This window comes from Nitrosospira sp. Nsp14, assembly GCF_900113575.1.
GTDB lineage: Bacteria > Pseudomonadota > Gammaproteobacteria > Burkholderiales > Nitrosomonadaceae > Nitrosospira.
On record NZ_FOPV01000016.1, the window covers coordinates 64,243 to 82,993 of the forward strand.

12 protein-coding genes, 1 other RNA gene and 1 riboswitch are annotated in these 18,751 nt (G+C 54.4%); of the genes, 7 read left to right on the forward strand and 6 right to left on the reverse strand.

The annotated features are described in order from the left end of the window. The first annotated feature begins 140 nt into the window (after window positions 1-140). Window positions 141-971: a phosphoserine phosphatase SerB gene (gene serB, locus BM022_RS11285; protein ID WP_091139364.1), complete on the forward strand. Its 831-nt coding sequence runs from the start codon at window positions 141-143 to the stop codon at window positions 969-971. 67 nt (window positions 972-1,038) lie between these two features. Here the strand turns inward: serB and BM022_RS11290 are convergent, their stop codons facing one another. The 3 genes from BM022_RS11290 to BM022_RS11300 all read right to left on the reverse strand — a co-directional run bounded on the left by BM022_RS11290 (window position 1,039) and on the right by BM022_RS11300 (window position 6,746). Next, on the reverse strand, window positions 1,039-3,657 hold the full coding sequence (locus BM022_RS11290; RefSeq protein ID WP_091139411.1) for a TonB-dependent receptor: 2,619 nt from the start codon (window positions 3,655-3,657) through the stop codon (window positions 1,039-1,041). 127 nt (window positions 3,658-3,784) lie between these two features. Further along, entirely contained in the window at window positions 3,785-5,005 is a 1,221-nt protein-coding gene (locus BM022_RS11295; RefSeq protein ID WP_091139366.1) for a sialidase family protein, read from the reverse strand. 487 nt (window positions 5,006-5,492) lie between these two features. Next, window positions 5,493-6,746, reverse strand: a complete 1,254-nt coding sequence (locus BM022_RS11300; RefSeq protein WP_091139367.1) for a dicarboxylate/amino acid:cation symporter — start codon at window positions 6,744-6,746, stop codon at window positions 5,493-5,495. A 292-nt stretch (window positions 6,747-7,038) separates the two neighbouring features. On the opposite strand from BM022_RS11300, the gene BM022_RS11305 reads away from it, so the two are divergent. After that, window positions 7,039-8,028 carry an MraY family glycosyltransferase gene (locus tag BM022_RS11305; RefSeq protein WP_091139369.1) on the forward strand — a complete coding sequence of 330 codons (990 nt, stop codon included), beginning with the start codon at window positions 7,039-7,041 and terminating at the stop codon, window positions 8,026-8,028. 1 nt (window position 8,029) lies between these two features. Continuing rightward, window positions 8,030-10,033: a polysaccharide biosynthesis protein gene (locus tag BM022_RS11310; protein ID WP_091139370.1), complete on the forward strand. Its 2,004-nt coding sequence runs from the start codon at window positions 8,030-8,032 to the stop codon at window positions 10,031-10,033. On the opposite strand, the gene BM022_RS11315 is transcribed toward BM022_RS11310, so the two are convergent. Continuing rightward, a complete protein-coding gene (locus tag BM022_RS11315) occupies window positions 9,999-11,801 on the reverse strand; it encodes an ABC transporter transmembrane domain-containing protein (protein ID WP_256209136.1) in 1,803 nt (600 codons plus the stop codon). The genes BM022_RS11310 and BM022_RS11315 overlap by 35 nt on opposite strands. Before the next feature lie 227 nt (window positions 11,802-12,028). After that, entirely contained in the window at window positions 12,029-14,218 is a 2,190-nt protein-coding gene (locus BM022_RS11320; RefSeq protein WP_177191704.1) for a TonB-dependent receptor, read from the reverse strand. After that, window positions 14,201-14,488: riboswitch (cobalamin riboswitch) on the reverse strand. It overlaps the preceding gene by 18 nt. Before the next feature lie 162 nt (window positions 14,489-14,650). Between BM022_RS11320 and BM022_RS11325 the strand changes: the two genes are divergently transcribed. The 4 genes from BM022_RS11325 to BM022_RS11340 all read left to right on the forward strand — a co-directional run bounded on the left by BM022_RS11325 (window position 14,651) and on the right by BM022_RS11340 (window position 17,436). Further along, window positions 14,651-14,851, forward strand: coding sequence for a hypothetical protein (locus tag BM022_RS11325; protein WP_091139373.1), 201 nt, complete (start codon window positions 14,651-14,653; stop codon window positions 14,849-14,851). After that, on the forward strand, window positions 14,848-15,156 hold the full coding sequence (locus tag BM022_RS11330) for a cell division protein ZapA (RefSeq protein WP_091139375.1): 309 nt from the start codon (window positions 14,848-14,850) through the stop codon (window positions 15,154-15,156). The genes BM022_RS11325 and BM022_RS11330 overlap by 4 nt, the downstream gene beginning before the upstream one ends. Before the next feature lie 109 nt (window positions 15,157-15,265). Further along, a non-coding RNA gene (ssrS, locus tag BM022_RS11335) (6S RNA) lies at window positions 15,266-15,446 on the forward strand. A gap of 496 nt (window positions 15,447-15,942) precedes the next feature. Next, window positions 15,943-17,436, forward strand: coding sequence for an amidohydrolase family protein (locus tag BM022_RS11340; RefSeq protein ID WP_256209137.1), 1,494 nt, complete (start codon window positions 15,943-15,945; stop codon window positions 17,434-17,436). A 14-nt stretch (window positions 17,437-17,450) separates the two neighbouring features. On the opposite strand, the gene BM022_RS11345 is transcribed toward BM022_RS11340, so the two are convergent. Further along, the gene (locus BM022_RS11345; protein ID WP_091139377.1) at window positions 17,451-18,737 is read right to left on the reverse strand and encodes a CapA family protein; all 1,287 of its coding nucleotides are present in this window, start codon (window positions 18,735-18,737) and stop codon (window positions 17,451-17,453) included. Between the last annotated feature and the right edge of the window lie 14 nt (window positions 18,738-18,751).

Genomic DNA, 18,751 nt, shown 5'->3' on the forward strand with positions numbered 1-18,751 from the left:
GGCTTGCCTAGCCAAATGCGGCATGAATTTCTTCCGTTGGGCTTCCGGTCATTTGATGGGGCGCGCCGATCCAATTCGATCTGTGAATCACCTCAATCTTCTCTATCGAAGACGGTTGACTATAAAAACTTAAACAGCATATGAACCTCATCATCCAGGGAATGGAAGTCGAAAACAGGGATCTGCGCGAGTTGGCGAAACTTGCTGGCGCGAACCAGATCGACCGTATCACCGGCCAGGCTTTCCGGTTGAAAAATGCAAGCCGACGGGAATATGTCACTGAATATTGCGCCGAAGCCGAGCTCGATTTTGCTTTCGTGGACCCGATGGTTTCGCTGGGCGAATTCGGCTTGGTGGCGATGGACATGGACTCGACGTTGCTGGCAATTGAGTCGATTGATGAAATCGCCGATATGCAAGGCATAAAAGCGCAGGTGGCGGAAATTACCCAGAGAACCATGCGCGGCGAAATTGTTTTTGCCGAAAGTTTGCGACAGCGAACGGCACTACTCCAAGGTCTAGATCAGGATGCGCTCCAGTATGTCTACGACCATCGCGTCCGGCTGAGTCCCGGCGCCGAAAAGATGCTTCAGCGGATGAAGTCCGCCGGACTCAAAACCATGGTCATTTCCGGTGGCTTCACGTTTTTTACCGATAGAATAAAATCGCGGCTGGGTTTGGATTACGCCGCCGCCAACACGCTCGATATACAGGATGGCAAGCTGACAGGTAAGGTTCTAGGGGAGATCATCGGGGCGCACGGCAAGGCCGCGGTATTGAATAAAGTGCGCGAAGAACTGGGATTGAAACGCGAACAGGTGATCGCCATAGGGGATGGCGCCAACGACCTTAAGATGATGGAGGCAGCCGGGATCAGCGTCGCGTACCATGCGAAGCCGGTTGTCCAGGCAAAGGCAAACTATGCAATAAATTACGTCGGCCTGGATGGGATAGTCAATTTGTTTGAATAGATTACACTACGGCAACGAACCGGATCCCCCTGGGGTCGCAGCCTGACAATAGCGTTCGCTGGGCAAGTCAATAACTGAACGCTGCCTCCACCAGATAGGTGCGTTGCGGATAGGGATGAAACACGAAGGCCTTATCGTTGTTCAAATTCGTAATGCCAAACGAAAACCGGCTTCTAAGACCGTTCTGGAATTTATGACGGTAGCTGGTTTTGAAGTCCATGAAAAAGAAATCGCTTTGCGCACCGAAGACGTTGTTGACGTGATCGCGGTTATCCGGGTCGTTGAATGAATCGCTGGTGTAACGACCTGAGAGCGAAATGTCCCATGCTTCGGTGGCGTTGTAGGTTCCAAAAAAATTCGCCCGCCAATGCGGCAAACGGATGCGCTGCTTGCCCGTCATGTCATAGTTGGCTTGCTGTCCGGTTGACTCTGTGAAGCTGACAATTGGACCCTTCTCCACTTTGGCGTTCATCCACGTGCCATTGAACATGAAATCGAATTTGGAGCCAAGGATGCGGCGCTGGTCGTAGATCAATTCGACGCCGGTCGTGCTGATCTCGCCTATGTTCTGAAATCCGCTCCTTGTCGTTATGCCCGACGCTGATACAACCTGCTGGATTGCGTCCTTTATATCGTCGCGAAAAGCATTTACACGAATGTAGCCTTTGGAAAGCCCGTACTCGATCATAAAGTTGTGATGGACCCCATTTTCAGGCTTGAGCGATGAATTGGCGATGAGGATGCTCTGGGGCGAACTGAGCGACTGATAAAGCTCGGCGATCACGGGAAAGCGATGTGCCCGGCCGAAGGAGTAGCGGTATTTCCACTGTCCGGGCTCATAACCCAACGAGACCTTGGGTGAAAGCGCCGATTCATTGCGATCTGGCACTGAAAGACTCCCCACCACACCTTTCGTAGCTGCCCACCATTCCTGCCGCGCGCCGGCGGTAACATCCCACCCCGGCAGGAAACGGAATGCAGACTGCGCGAAAATTGCATGAGTTGATGTTTGACCGTCATTGTTACGATTGGCTTGCAACGCGCCACGGGTGAGCGTGGCGTAATCAGCCAGGTCGTATTGCCGGAAGCTCAGGTTATATTGATCGAAGTGATATCCAGCCAGAAACGATACCTTGTCATTGCCCAGGAGGACCGGCGTACTCAGCTTGAGATCGTAGTTTAGCCAGCTGAATTTTCTAAAATCCTGAAGCTGTCCCGAGCCCGTATTTTCTCGATCATTTTGATTGAAGAAGGCTGTCGCGCGGATATCTTTGAGAACGTCGAAATGGCTGATTGTGGTGTTGATATTCCAATTGGGAGTCAGCGCGCCGTGCAGCTGCAACCCGAGGTTCAGCGTCTCACGCTTATCCCGGCTCTCCCCAAAGCCACGCTGTATCACATCGAATCGTGTTCCATCCTGCGAAGCATTACCCGGAGTTGCACAGGTGGCGACAGAGTTGCAGGTCGGCGCGGAATCGCCCCAAAATGGCTGGCCGTTCAGCTCGCGGACATAGTTATTCGGATGATTCTGGTTGCGTGAACGATCTTCGTAGGCCACTGTAAAGAGTGCCTGAAGCTCCGGCGTGATGTCGTAGCCGAATTTGCCCTTGAACAAGTGAGTGTTCACTTTCTCCGGACCCGTATCGCCATAGATCATGCTTGGCGTGCCGCGCGTATCGGGCGTGCGAATGCCGCCCGTCACGGGCGTTCCCCCGGGGACGTCAAATAATCCCGTGTTATCGATGAAATAAGACTGCGGATGGCTCTGCGCTTCAAGGCGGTTATAAGCCAGGAATACCGTGTACTTGTCCTGAATGCGGTTGCCATAGGATACGTATTGGCGGTCGCCGATGAACGTTCCCTTATCCGGCCCATAAAGCTTATAGGGCTGGATAAAGAGGCTGCCCTCGACATAGAATTCCTGCTTGCGCGGCATACGCGTCTTTATGTTAACCACCCCGCCGATGGAATTGCCGCTGTATTCGGCAGAGAACGGCCCATAGACAACATCTACGGAATCGATCTCATTGGGCCCCACCAGTGACCAGCGAGGCGCACCATTGAAGGACGCCTGCAGGAAGTTATGCAATGGCAAGCCATCTGCATAAACCATATTACGCGCAGTCGAGAACATGTCGGCGCCTCGGATACCCAGGACGCCGTTCGGATCACCGACGTAACGCTGGCGGATTTGCAGGCTCGGCATATACTTCAGCACCTCTTCCGTGGTCTGGGCATTCTGCCGCTCGATCTGCGCCCTGGTCACGCGGACAGAAGGTGAGGTGTAATGTGAATCCTTTTCAGTCTCCCCGGTAACGACCATTTCCTTCAATACTGTTTCTTTCACCTCGGTCGGAGGCTGCTTGGCGTGCTTCGAATCAGGACCCTTGGTTGGATCCGGGGGTCGCGCTCCTTGCGCATCCGCGCCTGCAGGTGCAACTGCCGGCGCCTTAGGTACGGCCAACTGGCTCAGATTTGGGGTCGATGAGATACTTGAGCCCGGCTGGGCACTTTGCTGAAGAACATTGGTGCTAGACGGCGATGATCCACTAGTCCACTCTTCCTTGCCGGCAGAGCTTATCAAATTCTTTTCCGTGGCGATGTTTTTGTGTTGCTCTACCCCTTCAGCTGCAAAGGCTGAAGAAGTCGAAAGCAAACTCGCGAAGGCGAGAGCAATAGGTTTCATTTTTGTATTTTGATTTTGATTTTGATTTTCTAGCCCGTTCTTGACGATAAATGCTATCGACAAGGACGGCGTGACCCACGAAATTTTGCTGATTAACTCTCAGACTTGCAGAGCCAGAGTATTAGGGTCAACCATGGTGGCGTGCAGTTACTCGCTCTAGCGAGTGGATGCGCAATCCTTCCTTTGCTGTGTTCCAGATGATCAGGATCTTCTTGTTATCAATGAGCGGCATGGGGTAGTCAGCAATTCCCTCAGATCCCATCAGGCGAAGCGGCTCGCTCCATGATACGCCGCCGTCATGCGAATGCATCATCTGCACCGAATAGGATTCCCCATCGAATTCCCGCCAGGTAAGGAGGACTGTTTTATCCGCTACAGCCACCGCACCATGGTTGGGTTGCGCCACAGGATTTCCTACCGGTATCGGCCTTGATTCCCAATCTCCGTTAATACGCTTATAGAACAAGCCCTGACGCGCGGTTCCATTGGTAAACCAGACAAGATGGAGCTGGCCTTGGCGATCTGCCGCGACGCTAGCCCCATTGTGCGGGCACGCATCAATCCGCCAATTGTCATCGGTGGCCCGCCGTACCCCGCCTTTATCCAGATTCGACACGGCGAAATCACGCGTGTTAGTGCCAAAAATATTGCGCCATATCGCTACAGGGCCTTCAGTGGTCCACGTCAACGCAGTCCGGCAACATTCGCAGGTATGCTCCTGAAATTTCCGGTTGGCACGAAAAGTGGCGCCATTGTCAAACGATTGCGCCGTATAAAGCGACACGCCTGAAAATTGTTCGCCCTTCTCTTTGGCCGCATCGCGATCGCGTCCATCGATCCATGCAACCATAACTCTGCCGTCGCCGTCGATTGCGAGCGAATCAAAACGATGGCTGGTGATTCGACCATCTTCGTTGAGCGTCACCGGTGGGGAAAAGGTTTGACCTAAGTCAGCCGAACGCGAGAAACGAACATTGCCGGCATATTTCTGCGGCAGAGATTGCACCCAGGTCAGCAGCACGGTGCCATCCCGCGCAACAGCGATTTTCGGCCGGCTTTCGCCATCCGCCGAGATGTTTTCGGGCTCGGGAGTGACCACAACCGGGGCGGAGAAATTTATTCCGTTATCGTCTGACCATGAAACGACCAGACGCTGTTTCTCGACTCTCGCCAGCCAGAGTCGACCGTTATGATCCAGCGTTGCGCCTACCGCCAGCGTCGGCTTTGGGGGACGGGGAGCGTTTTCGAGGTTTTTCTCAGCGGCTGGATCTGGATGATCAGCGAGCGATATCGCCGGCCCAATTGCTGCGGCACCCAGAAAAAAAAGCCCTATAGCGCGCCGATTCATCACATCTCCCCTCACGTATGATAGCTGGACGAGAATAATTCATTTCGTCACGCAGGGGAATGTGGCAAATTGTCGCACCTTAACGCCGTGTTTCCTGCTTATACCGTTGCCACGCCGCCTCTTTTTTCAACACCGGATTTATGGCCCACAAGAATGGCCAACATCCGGGCGTCCAGGAGCATGGTTAAAGGAGCCAGTCAGGTTGAGTTGCGGATGCAGCTTCCCTGTCTCGTCGAGTGACTAGATTTCGCTGCCGTAGTCGGTACGCAGAAGTTCGGGTCTTTTACGCACGCCTGCTTGCGGCCTCAATTACGGGAGATCGGGCCAACCCAGGCGATCGCGATATTGTAAAAAGGGAAAACCGGCTTGGGAATGTGACATATTGCCGCGCGACAACATGTCACACTTCGCAGTGGTAGGCCCATCGGCAAAGAGAGGCACCGTGCGCGCTCTGTCGATCTATCGTGCCGTAGGTGAAACGTTCAGCCTAGACGCCGGGGACTTCAGGATGGCCTCGCACCAGTTTCTGGACCACCAGGCTTCCAACCATATCGCCCTCAACATTGACCATGGTGCGGAAGGTATCCAGCAGACGATCGATGGGCAGTAGAATGGCGATGGCTTCAGCAGGCAGACCAACGGATTGTAGCACCAGCACCATGGTAACCATTCCCGCGCTTGGAATGCCCGGCGCGCCCATCGCGGCAAGCATCGCGGAAACAAACACAATCATCTGTTGCACCAGATTGAGTTCGATGCCGGCCAGGTTGGCGATGAACAACGCCGCCGCCGCTTCATACAGCGCTGTGCCATCCATGTTGAGGGTAGCCCCCAACGGAACGACAAACCCGGCGATATCGCGTTTAACGTGCAAATGCTGTTCCACGCAACGCAGCGTGACAGGTAAAGTGGCGGAACTGGAACTAGTGGCAAACGCCGTTATCAGCGCTTCCCGCGCGCCGCGCCAGAACTTGAGCGGTGTCATGCCCGTGACCAGATAAAGAATCAGTGGCAGCACCACCACTCCATGAAGCAATGTCGTCGCAACCACCACGACGATAAACTCTATTAGGGTGCCGAGCAGGGCCATGTCCTGAGTGGCCGCAAGCTTTGCCAGTAGCGCCATGATACCGAGCGGCGCCAGCCGCATGATCCAACCCACCAGCATCAGCATCAGCTCCAAAAACTCCTGTAGCAGAATGAGAATATTGGTGTAACGCTCGCCACCAATTACCAGGGCAATTCCAAGCAGAAGTGAAAAAACCACGACTGCCAGCACATTTCCCTGAGCCAGCGCTGCAACCGGGTTCTGAAACAACGTGTGCACCAGCTGTGCAAAAAAACCGGAAAGCGGCATCTGCCCGGCTTGAACCCCCTGCATGGCGGATTGAAACATCTCAAGCTGTAGCCCCTCACCGGGCCGGAATATATTAGCCGCGGTCAATCCAAGGATAATGGCCACCGCCATGGAGAACACAAAAAAGCCCAGCGTCGCTTTCCACACGCGATGCATTTGCCGGTGCATCCGCAAGTTGGCCACCCCGACCGCGATGGAACTAAACACCAGCGGAATCATTACCATCTTCAGCATATCGATAAATAGCGTGCCGACGAGTTCAGCGAGATACAGCCCCGCTTGCGCGGCTGCCGATTCTTTCTCAAACATGGCAAGACCCAGGCCCAGCAAGATGCCTGCAAATGCACCGAAAAGAATTTGCGCATTAAGTGATGCTCTTCTCATTGACGACTTCGTCCTTAAGTAAAATCCACGTTCCGGAAGATTAATGCGGAGCGATATATGCAGCAACCCGTCCGTCAGGTAAAGCCCGCCGCGCAACGCACCCCAAGCACGATATCAGACTTCCGCTGCATAAAACGGTGGTCGAAAAGGGATGCGCACCGTGCCGGGAAATAAAAACGTTTTTTCAGATGCACACTTTATATGCGCACGAGGCGTAATCGAAACAGGCGGCAGCATTCGCCAGGGTCATTTGCGCCGTGTTGCCTCCTGTTCTCAACAGCTATAATTCAGCATGATAACCGGTTCTTCTCTTACACTTGTCGCCCCCCCCGCACTTGCATTCCTCGTTACGCTCGCCCTTGTCCGGTGGTTGATCAAGGGCAATATCGCTGTGCTGGACCATCCTAACGCCCGCTCCCTTCATGCTACCGCCATTCCCAGAACCGGGGGGCTGGGCCTGTTGGCGGGAATATTGGCGTCATGGGCGCTTCTACCTCTCTCTCCGCCGTTGAGCATATGGCTCCCCGTTATCGTATTGGCATCGGTATCGTTCGCCGACGATATTTATGATCTTCCAGTGTGGGTACGGCTGCTTATGCACAGCGTGTTTGCGGCCTGGTTCTCGGTCGCGCTGCTAACCGATACAAATGGCTGGCTGGTTGCGGCCTTTGCCGCACTGGCAGTTGCATGGATGCTCAATCTCTATAATTTCATGGATGGGTCCGACGGCATGGCTGGAGGCATGACATTGATCGGCTTTGGCTGCTATGGCGTGGCCGCCTTGCTCGCGGGGGATGAGGCATTTGCGGCGGCAAACTTCTGTATTGCCGCATCCGCAGCAGCTTTTCTATTGTTCAATTTCCACCCCGCGCGAATTTTTCTGGGCGATTCAGGCTCCGTTCCATTAGGATTCCTGGCGGCGGCGATGGGCCTCACAGGATGGATGAGCGGTGATTGGCCCCTCTGGTTGCCACTGCTGGTATTTTCGCCATTTATCGCTGATGCTTCTGTTACTCTCCTGAAACGGGGCTGGCGCGGTGAAAAGGTCTGGCAGGCGCATCGCGAGCATTACTACCAGCGCATGGTGCAGCATGGGTTGGGTCATCGTAATACAGCCCTGCTCGCGTATATACTCATGCTGGCCTCGAGCGCAAGCGCGATGTGGGCAACGCGCCAGGATCCTTCGATTCAATTTTGTGTCGGTATTGCTTGGTGCGGGGTTTATCTGATCATAATGAGTGCTTCTGACCACTATTGGGAACGCCGTTCCGGCGCTTCATAGCATGCCACTGCGCAATCCTAATATACGTACAATCATTGCCTTTGTTCACGACATCGCAGCAGCAGCCATTGCCTGGTGGCTCGCCTATCTGTTCCGCTTCAATTTCGACATTCCCCCTCTGTATCTGACATCGCTGAAGGAAATCCTGCCATGGCTGATACCAATACACGCGGCGGTATTCCTCTGGTTCGGTCTATATCGCGGGCTCTGGCATTACGCCAGCCTGCCCGATTTAAAACGAATCCTGTTCGCGGTGCTGGGATCGGCGGCTGTGGTGCCGCTGGCGTTATTCATGGTGCAGAGACTCGAGGGTGTGCCGCGAACTGTGCCGCTGCTGGCGCCGATTCTGCTTCTGTTCATCATGTGCGGCAGCCGGCTTGCGTACCGGTTATGGAAAGAACATCGGCTGTACGGTCAAAATAAAACGGAAGGCAATCTCGTCCTGGTGCTCGGAGCAGGCGATGCCGCGGTCACGCTGCTTAAAGAACTCACACGTAGCGTGCAGTGGAAGGTCGTGGGTTTATTGGACGATGATCCCGCAAAACGTGGCCTGATGCTGCACGGTTTCAAAGTTCTTGGGCGGATCAGCGAGTTGCCGGTGATCACCCAGAAGCTGGGGATTGGGCATGCCATCATCGCGATGACCTCTTTTGTTCCCGACCGCCGGTTGTCTCCCCGCTCTCAACCCAACCGGCGCAAGCCGGACCGGCTCCACCGCGACCGCCGCCGAGCGCTCGAAATATGTGCGGCTGCCGGGATAAAGGCGCTTACCATCCCCTCGTATGAGGACCTGATCAGCGGCAAAGTTACGGTCTCCCAAATCCGTACTGTCGAACCGGAAGACTTGCTGGGACGTGATCCAGTTGTCCTGGACAATGCCGGCCTGCATGGCTTGCTGGCCGGAAAAACGGTATTGATAACCGGCGCGGGGGGCTCGATCGGCTCGGAATTGTGTCGCCAGATCCTCAAGTTTGAACCCGGCCGACTGGTACTGCTTGAATTGAACGAATTTGCGCTCTACAACGTGGAACAGGAATTCCAGGCAAATTTTCCGCACATTCCAATGGCATTCACGATAGGCGATGTCAAGGATCAGGCGCGCCTGGGCCAGATATTCTCACGATACCGGCCGGGAGTCGTGTTTCACGCAGCGGCGTACAAGCATGTGCCCCTGATGGAACTGGAAAACGCCTGGCAAGCTGTCCTTAACAATGTTCTCGGGACCTACGTTCTTGCCCAGGCCTCGATTGAGCATGGAGTGGAAAAATTCGTACTGATTTCGACCGATAAGGCCGTCAACCCCACCAATGTGATGGGTGCCAGCAAGCGATTGGCCGAGATGGTATGCCAGGCACTGCAGCAATCGGTGGCCGGATTGCTGACTCGAGGTAGTGGTCTGCAAGTACCCGGTTTCGTCATGGTTCGCTTTGGCAATGTGCTCGGTAGCGCGGGCAGCGTCATTCCCAAATTTCGGGAACAGATTGAAAAAGGAGGACCAATAACGGTCACGCATTCTGAAATAACGCGCTACTTCATGTCCATACCCGAAGCCGCGCAATTGGTTTTGCAAGCTGGGCTGATGGGTGGAAACAACGGTAGCGGTGAAATCTTCGTGCTTGATATGGGCGAACCGGTAAAAATTGCCGATCTCGCACGCGACCTTATTCGTCTCTCCGGGTTGAGCGAAAACGATATACAAATCGTCTACAATGGGTTGCGTCCCGGGGAGAAGCTCTATGAGGAATTATTGGCCGACGATGAGAGTACTCTACCCACACCTCATCCCAAATTGCGCATCGCCCAGGCACGTCAGGTCGACAAACAATGGCTCGAGGATCTGCTCGGATGGCTTAATGAACACCCTGTGCTCAGTGATGAGGAAGTCAAACAGGAGTTGAAAAAATGGGTGCCGGAGTACTCTGGCCAGGAGCCGCCAAACCAACCCGGCGTCCCCCATTCCCGGCTCGACATTAGTCAATCTCCCGATAAGTTTTGCGATAGTTAAACGCCACCACTTTCTCTGGTTTCAGCAAGGTTTGCGAAAATTTAGCATATGGCCGACTGCGTGCCAGCAGCTCCCGATGTCGACCGATATCGATGATGCGACCTTCTTGAAGCAGCACTATGGAATCGGCTCTTTTCAGGGTGGGCAGGCGAGGCTCGAAGACCAGCGTGGTCCGCCCCCGAGTCACGGTTTCAACAGCCGCCTCTACATGACGCGCCGCTTCAGGGTCTACCGTATCGAACGTCTCGTCCAGTAGCAGAATCGGGGAATCTTTTAGTAAAGCTCGGGCAATCGCAATACGCAACCGCTGGTCGTCGGAAAGTTTCTGCTCCTGTTCCCCAACCATCGTCTGCAACCCCTGCGGCAGCTTGCGAATGAACTCCGATGCGTGAGCAGCTTGCGCCGCGGCAGTAATGCTGCCCTCTGTTGCCCGGTTGATGGCACCAAAAGCAATGTTCGCGGCAATCGTGTCATTAAACTCCGTTGCCCCTGCGGATACCAGTGCAATATTGGCGCGCAGGCTGGCTAACTTGAGGCTCCGCAGATCATGGCCGTCGAGAAGGATCTCTCCAGATGTAGGATTATGGAAACGGGGCACGAGGTTAATTAAAACAGACTTGGCAGACTCTGCTCCTGAAAAATCCACAAACGCCACTAATTGGCCGGGTTTGATGGTCAACGTAACGTCCCGAAGCGAAGCACTTGTTTCCAGGTCTTGATCGTCTCTTGCGCCAGACTGGTCATCGGGCCCCGTGTCCGGCTCAGGGCGACAGCTAACGTGCACGAACTTCAACTCACCATACACTCGCTCAACGGTAATTGTTCCCTCGTCTCGCTCAACGCCGCGATCCAGAAGTGAAAACACGCTATCAGCAGCATTCAGCCAGTTTCCCAACGATTCCTTCATCTCTGCAATTCGCCTTATCGGTTCGATCAGCATTACCATGCCTGCGGCTAAAGACGCCACCCCTCCTACAGTGATCTTATCCGCGAACGAGTGCTGAGCTGCGAGATAGATGACTACACCCAACGCGACGGCGATGGATATCTGCCCCAAGGGAACACCCAGCGACGCCACAGCCGTCCGCTTGGTCGCGGCGAGATGAATACGCTCCGCTTGCTTGCGCAAGCGTTCGATTTCATATTCCTCGGCACCGTAGAGCTTGACCACCGGGTAATGCTCCGCAGATTCCTCCAGGACTTTGGACAGGCCATCCATTGTTTGACCAACTTCCGATGTTATTCCCTGCAACCGCTTTCCGGTCAATCGCATGATCAGCCAAACTGCCGCCGATACCGATAACGCCGCTAGTGCCAATATCCAGTCGATATAGAACATCCATCCCAGCAATCCGACAATGGTAAACGTGTCCTTGACCAGCACGGTTACCGCAGCCATAAAAGCTTCGGCCAGCCGGGTGGCGCCGGATGTGATCACAGCAAAGACAGCAGCATCAGGACGGCCAGAGAAGTAGCGTGCTGGCAGCATTAGCAGCTTGTCGAACATCTCCACTCGCATGTCCATCGCCATTTTGCTGCCCACCCAGTTGGTTGTATATGCAGCAATGTGACCTGCCACGCTGCGCACCGCAAACAATCCGATAACCGCCAGCACAATCAATTGCATCAATTCGAGGTTTTTTTCGGCTACGACACTGTCCAGCATTGGTTGAACCAGCGCCACCAGCACGGGCGCAGTCGCCGACATCGCCACCAAGCTTCCGAGCGCGAGCACGAACACCTCCCAATGGGGTGCAACATATCTCATTTGGCGTCGCCATAACTGGCGACTGGGGATTGTTTGCCTGTTTTGCATCGTACCTAGCAGAACCGGGAGAAGGCGAAACCGCGAAATCTGGCAAACCTGTATTATGTCACCTGCGTCCGCGGGCGATAAGAACTGTCGATCACCTCCACCGCCGAGCGGATGCGTATGGGGCGGCAGAGTTGATGTATCGGAGGTACGCTCGCGATATTTGGATGCCGCAGGGGGTCTCAGTTGAACTGGTATTTTAACGTGAACCAGACATTGCGCTCGCGCGCCGGCAAAGCGTTGAAACTGGTACCCGCTGAGTTGCGAATAGCATAAGAGAAATACTTTTCGTCAAATAGATTATTTACCGCCATGCTCAACAATAACTTGTTCATCTGATGAGTGATCTTCAGGTCCACAGTGACGTAATCCGGCATGCGGCGGGACGCGGTGTTGGCCTGGTCATTGTCGAGCACCTGTTCGCCTACGTAATTCATGGTCGCCGCCAGATTGGTATTGGAGCCAAACCGGAATGTGCCGCCCGCCGCAGCCCGGTGGCGCGGCACCAGCGGGATGAGGTTTCCCGAAACATCAACGCCTCCGAACGTGCCCTCACGAAATCTCGCATTCGTGAGGGTGTAATTGGCAAAGATATCGATTGCGCTGGTGATCGCCCAGGAACCCTCCACTTCTACGCCTTGCCGTCGGGTAGGCGGTAAATTGATATTCGCGAAGAACAGGAATGGGTCAATGTTGATGAAGCTGATTTCGTTGTTGAGATTGATCGAGTAAATCGACGTCCGTGCGCGTACTGCTCCCTGCCGGTAATCCAGTCCCAACTCCCCTGTGTGAGCAGTCTGGGGCTCGAGTATTTTGACAATCGAATCGAACGCAGGACCGCCGAACTGATTGTAACTTTCATCCACCGTGGCAATCCGGAAACTGCGACCGTACTTTCCATAAAACGAGAAGAAAGATCTCACCGGCTGGCGAAGACCCACGTCATAGGCGTAGACCGTACGACTCTGTTGATCGCGAGCGTAAGGCGCCGCACTGAGGCGGTCATCGGCGCGGTTGTCCACCCACTGCAACCGCCCACCGAGTGATAACACCGTACCTTTAGGTAATGTAGCGATGTGTTGCAGATAAATTGCGCGGTTTTGCTGGGTAGCGACGATATCGGCCAGTGAAACATCCGCTGAAGCTGCGCCAGGCACTGTTTCCGGTCCGGTAGAACGCCTGGAGCGATAATCCCACCACTCCAGATTCGCGCCCAATATCAGTTCGTGATCCATGCCAAAGAACTGAAAAGGCAATTTCACCCTCGGATTGAACAACCACACGTCCGACCGCGAATTGATGAATGCTTTGGAGTTAAAGAAATCGATACTGTAATCGTCGAATAACGCCGTACGGTGGTTGTTACGGAAGGAAAAATCCGCGGCGAAATCGCCGAGCCTGTTCGAATGTTCCCCGCGAAGCGTTACAAAAGCGCCATCCCGTGTGGTGTAATCTCGCGGGGTCGCCGTCCCTCTGCGGTCGGTTTGCAGTTGCGCTTCAGTACGAGTAGCAGGCAACCCCAGCTTCTGGTCATCCACGCCGAATTTCAACAATGCCCGGCCGGTAGCGAACCTGTAGCGTAAATCTCCTTGGAGGTTCAGCTGATGCAATGCATTGTTGACACGGTAATTATCCGTTTCAAGCGCATTACCAGTTAGAGCAAGGCCGAGGTTCTTACCCGCCACATCCAACGCGCCCTTGACTTCAGTCCCACCGTAGCTGCCAAAGGAAACACCGCCATTACCGGCCACCTTTCCAGGAGCGGCAGCGCGGGTAACAATATTGATCACGCCGCCAGTGGCACCGGAACCATATGTCACAGCGCCGCTGCTCCGCAGCACCTCGATACGTTCGATTGAATCCAGCGGTATCGTTGAGAAGCGAATACCCACCAGTTCATTTTCATTCATTCGCTGGCCATCGAGCAGAACCAGGGTATTCTGATTACCGGTAATGCCGAATCCGCGCATATCGATCTGCGGGTCGGGACTACCGTCAACGTTGCGGGTGTGGATGCCCGCGAGTTGCTGCAGCAGCTCGGGCAGGGTAATGGCGGCGCTGTTTTTTATCTGCTCCGAGGTGATAATGGACACCCCAATGGGCAGCTTGTCGACAGGCTGGCTGAAACGCGTGGCGGTTACCACGACTTCCTCAAGCGGTTTACTTGCCAGACCGTCGGACCCCATCGACCATGAAGACGAGGTAAGAAGAAAAACAGGGAAAACGAGTTTGCGTAACATGCCCGACAGTATTGCTTGTGTTGGCGGACCCACCGTCCACCATGTTATTAACAAGAAAATACCGCGGAGATGCCTTGAGCGAAAAATATCGATCAGGATACCGCCCCACGCGATATTTCCGTAATGATTCAAGGCCGGTATCCGGGCTTGCAGGACTTGGCGTATCGCCTTCCCATGAACTGGAGCGTTCACAGTGACATCGCAAAATCTCGACTAAGTCCTGAGAGGACTCGTCGAGATTTTGATACGCCCACACCTGCTCACCGTTGCGGGGGCAGCCCAGGCATCAGAAGGCTCTGACAGGCTCGACGCAACCCGTCGAACTTGTGCGGAGTTTCTTCACCTGGTTCCCGTTTAACTCGACCGTAACACGGCCGAAGCACCTCAAACGTGGCGGGATTCTACCAGAACCCGGGCAGCCTTGGACTGAATCGTTGAGATGGTTCCCCCGCTATCTCGCAGACTGAACATGAGCACCGGGCAACAAGGGACAGGTTGGAAACTACATTTAAAAAATCTTGTTATCAGTTGACGCGATAGGGATTTCACAACTATAGTGGCTCGATGGAATCGGAACTGAGCGCCCTGGAAGAAAAAATTGATCAATTCGTGCGGCTATGTCAGCAACTCCGCTCGGAAAACATCCAACTGCGCCAACAATTGGCCAGCGTCATCAGCGAAAACAAGCACCAGGCAGAAAAAATAAACACGGCTGCCAGCCGCCTTGAAGCCCTCCTCATAAGACTACCCGAAAGCGAACAATGAACACTGGCAACACCATGGATGTCAACATCATGGGACGCGAATTCCGCGTCGTCTGCCCAGCCGGCGAACGCGAAGAGCTATTGCAAGCAGTTGCTTATCTCAATAAACGGATGCGCGAAATCCGTGACAGTGGAAAAGTGGCCGGTTCGGAGCGCATCGCTATCATGGCAGCGCTCAACATCACGCATGAATTGCTCACCGCAAGGACCAGGGAGGGGTTTGACATGGAAGAATTTAGGCGTAGAATCGATCACATGCAGGCAGCGCTTGATGCGGTAATGCCGGAACAGGACAACTTGTTCTAGTCCACGTTACTTGATCTCAAGTCAGCCGGAATGAATTTTTTCATTTGCATCCCTCAGGGAACTGACGGATACCTGGCCCAAATGGGGCTCAGGTAAAAATGATAAGAGTTGTTCCCTGCGGTGTTTGTTTTTGGCCTATATTCTTTGAACCAACTTTTTAAGAACTGGTTGCAAGCCAACGTGATGCTGTTGTGCGCGTCCTATACGGAAGCGCCTGATGCGTCCGGCAGGTGACCGCCTTGGACCTTAAGGTTCAAGATTAATGGCCTGACGGCATTTGCGGGGACCTTATTAGGTAACAAAAAAAGCGGCTCCGCCGCTTTTTTTGTTACCGGGCCTCGCCTCAACACCAGGTTGCCGCTCTGCATATGGCGGCGCCCGATCAAATGCGAAGAAATGCGCAGCCTCGCAAGGCTCCTCGCACATCTCATGTTTTGCTCATTTTTTATACAATCAAAATAATAATACTGGTGAGGAGGAGCCAGCTATACGATTGCGGATGTCCCATTGTCGAAAAAATTCGGCGCGCGTAATAAAATCGACCAATGATTTTAGATAGTTCGACTATAGTTGTAGATCGAGTCACAACGGTCATCATTATTTACACGCCAGACTGAAGCAATATCACACGCGTCGCCCCTAGGTCGCCACGCCATGTTCAGGTGAGATAAGAAAGAAAAAGCGGATTGTCATCCCGCCGCGATAACGTCTGGCTGGCGGCTGGCCTCGACATAGGAATTGCCGCACACTCCATTTTGACCTTCGTTGGAAAGGGGACCCCTCAAGATGAATCAAACGCATGGCAATATGCCTCAATTGGACCTCGATGGTGCCCGGTTGCCGATCAAGCTTGACTCGACCTCCAACGGAGAATTTTCTCCGGTGCCCCTCTCCCCCGTCAATCACGCTGCGAATCGCCTCGCGCACGAAGCGGCTACCCAAAACGCGAAGCGGTTGGCCCTTTCCCGAAGAAAATTTCTAATCTCTGCCTGCGGTGCGGCATCCACACTGCTGGCGTTCAATAGCGCCAACGCAGCAGCGGGAAAGACGGGTGGATTTTTCGATCTGTTGCCGGAAGCAGCGCTTGAACCGGAACTGGCGCAGGCGCAAATAGGCCGTGTCGCAGGCGAATTCATCTTTGATGTGCAGGGCCACTTCGTAGACCCCAACGGACCCTGGCTGCAAAAGCTCCCGCCCGGTTCCAAACCCTTGAGCCAGATGCCCAAGACCGGTTGCGCGCTCGCTGCTGAGCCAGGGGCGCACAGCTACTTGCGTTGCCTTGGCCCGGATGAGTTCATCAAGGACGTGTTCCTCGATTCCGATACCGACATGATGGTGCTTTCCTTTGTTCCTTCCAAGCCCGACGCGGAACCGCTCACCATCCAGGGTGCGGATGCCGTGCGGCAGATAATCGACCGCATGGAAGGGATGCACCGCTTGCTCCTCCATGGCCGTGTCAACCCCAATCAGGCGGGCGATCTCGAACGGATGGACGAACTGAAGGAACGCTGGGGCGTATCCGCCTGGAAAACCTACACCCAATTTGGCCCCGGGGGAAACGGCTACTTTTTGTCGGACGAGATTGGCATGCGGTTTATCGAAAAAGCGCGCAAGCTCGGCGTCAAGGTGATCTGCGTGCATAAGGGGTTGCCTTTCGGCAAGCAATCCTATCAACACAGCCAATGCAGCGACATCGGCATCGTTGCTAAACGCTTTCCGGACGTTTCGTTCCTGGTCTACCATTCGGGCTTTGTTACCAGCGTCCCGGAACGGGCCTTCCAGGGTAAAGGAGCGGACGACGGCATTGATACCCTCATCCGCTCGCTTATCGATAACGAGGTCGCGCCGAACAGCAATGTCTACGCCGAACTGGGCAGTACTTGGCGCTACCTGATGCGGGACCCCGACGCTGCTGCGCATGTGCTGGGCAAACTGGTGAAATACTGCGGCGAGAATAACGTGCTATGGGGAACCGACTCCATCTGGTATGGGTCGCCCCAGGATCAGATCCAGGCATTCCGCACGTTCCAGATTGCGCCCGAATTACGCGCGAAACACGATTATGCCGAGATTACGCCCCAACTCCGGGCCAAAATTTTTGGACTCAATGCAGCGCGGGTCTACTCCATCAGCGCGGATGAAGTTAAGAAGTTCATCAGCCGCGACCCCATCGCCCACAGGCGGCTAGCTTACCGCGAACATCCGGAACCACACTTCCTCACTTACGGACCAAAGACGCGGCGTGAATTTTTAAGATTGCCCGGCGCTGGCCAACCTTGATGGTTTCTTTTTTATCAGGCCCACCGCAGCGTCAAAGTATTATCCGCCCCCAGTTCCACCCAATTTCCGAACTTTTTGCCTTCCCGGTCCAGGGTTTCCTTTAGCCATAGCACATCGTCCGCTAAAGCGTGATTGAGCCTGAAGCGCTTCATCTGCATCGCGGCCATTTCCAGGCCGACCAGCGTACCCGTCGATGCATCGAGGCGTACAAAATACATCAAGGTCAGATCTCCCCGATAAGCTTCGTGGCCTAAGATCCCTTCATAATCGTTCAGAAAATCGCCGCAGCCGTAAAGAATGAGCTTGCCCTTATAAATCTCCATCCCCTGCGGATGATGAGAAGAGTGGCCGTGAACGACGTCCACGCCTGCGTCGTCAATCAACTGATGGGCAAACGCTTGCTGTGCGTACGGAATTTGATACCCCCAATTCCCGCCCCAGTGTATCGAACCGACAACAAGGTCGCGCGGGCGCTTTATTGACGTGACGCGCTTGCGAATTTCCAAGACTGTTTCAGGAGAAAAATCGGTTAACAGATCGACACCCGGTCTGTTCTCCCTGGCGAGCCAATTGAATGGGATACCGCTGGTTTCCGATCCAAACGAGAACACCAGCACACGGCCCCGCCCCCGCGGAAGCACCGCCGGTTCTTGCGCCTCTCGAATGTTGCGGCCCGCGCCTGCCGTCTTCAGCCCTGCCTGTTTCAAGCTGCTCAGCGTTTCGGCAAGGCCGGAATATCCCCAGTCCAGAACATGGTTGTTGGCCAGGGCACAGCAATCGATCCTTGCGGCAGTGATGCAGGGAATATTCTCTGGATTCATCCGATAATTCACCGCCTTCTCCTGCACGTCCTCACTACGGGTAACGGCGGTTTCCAGATTGATGATACGGCACGCCGGCTGTCTTCGTTCCAGTTCGGTAAGCGCGTCACCCCAGATATACGAATAACTTACCGGTTTCGGGACCAGACCGTTTGCTTCTTCGGCAAGCTGAACGTAACCGAGCGCGCTCTTCATATACTCCTCGTAGAGGACAGGGTTGCCGGGATGTGACAATACTTGGTCAATTCCCCTCCCGGTCATGACGTCGCCGCAGAGAAACAGTGTGAGCAAGGTGGAATTTTGTGCACCCACGTCAGAACGATTTTGCACGCTGTTCTTCGTTACCTTCGCATCCGTTTGAGCTAGTTGGCTATGAAGCGGGCCGGCGACCGCCGTCAACCCGGTCGAAAGCGCGGATAGAAGAAGCTTGCGGCGTTTCAGCAGCGGCTTGTGATTGATCGTTTCTTCCGGATTTTCCATGACACCGCTATCGT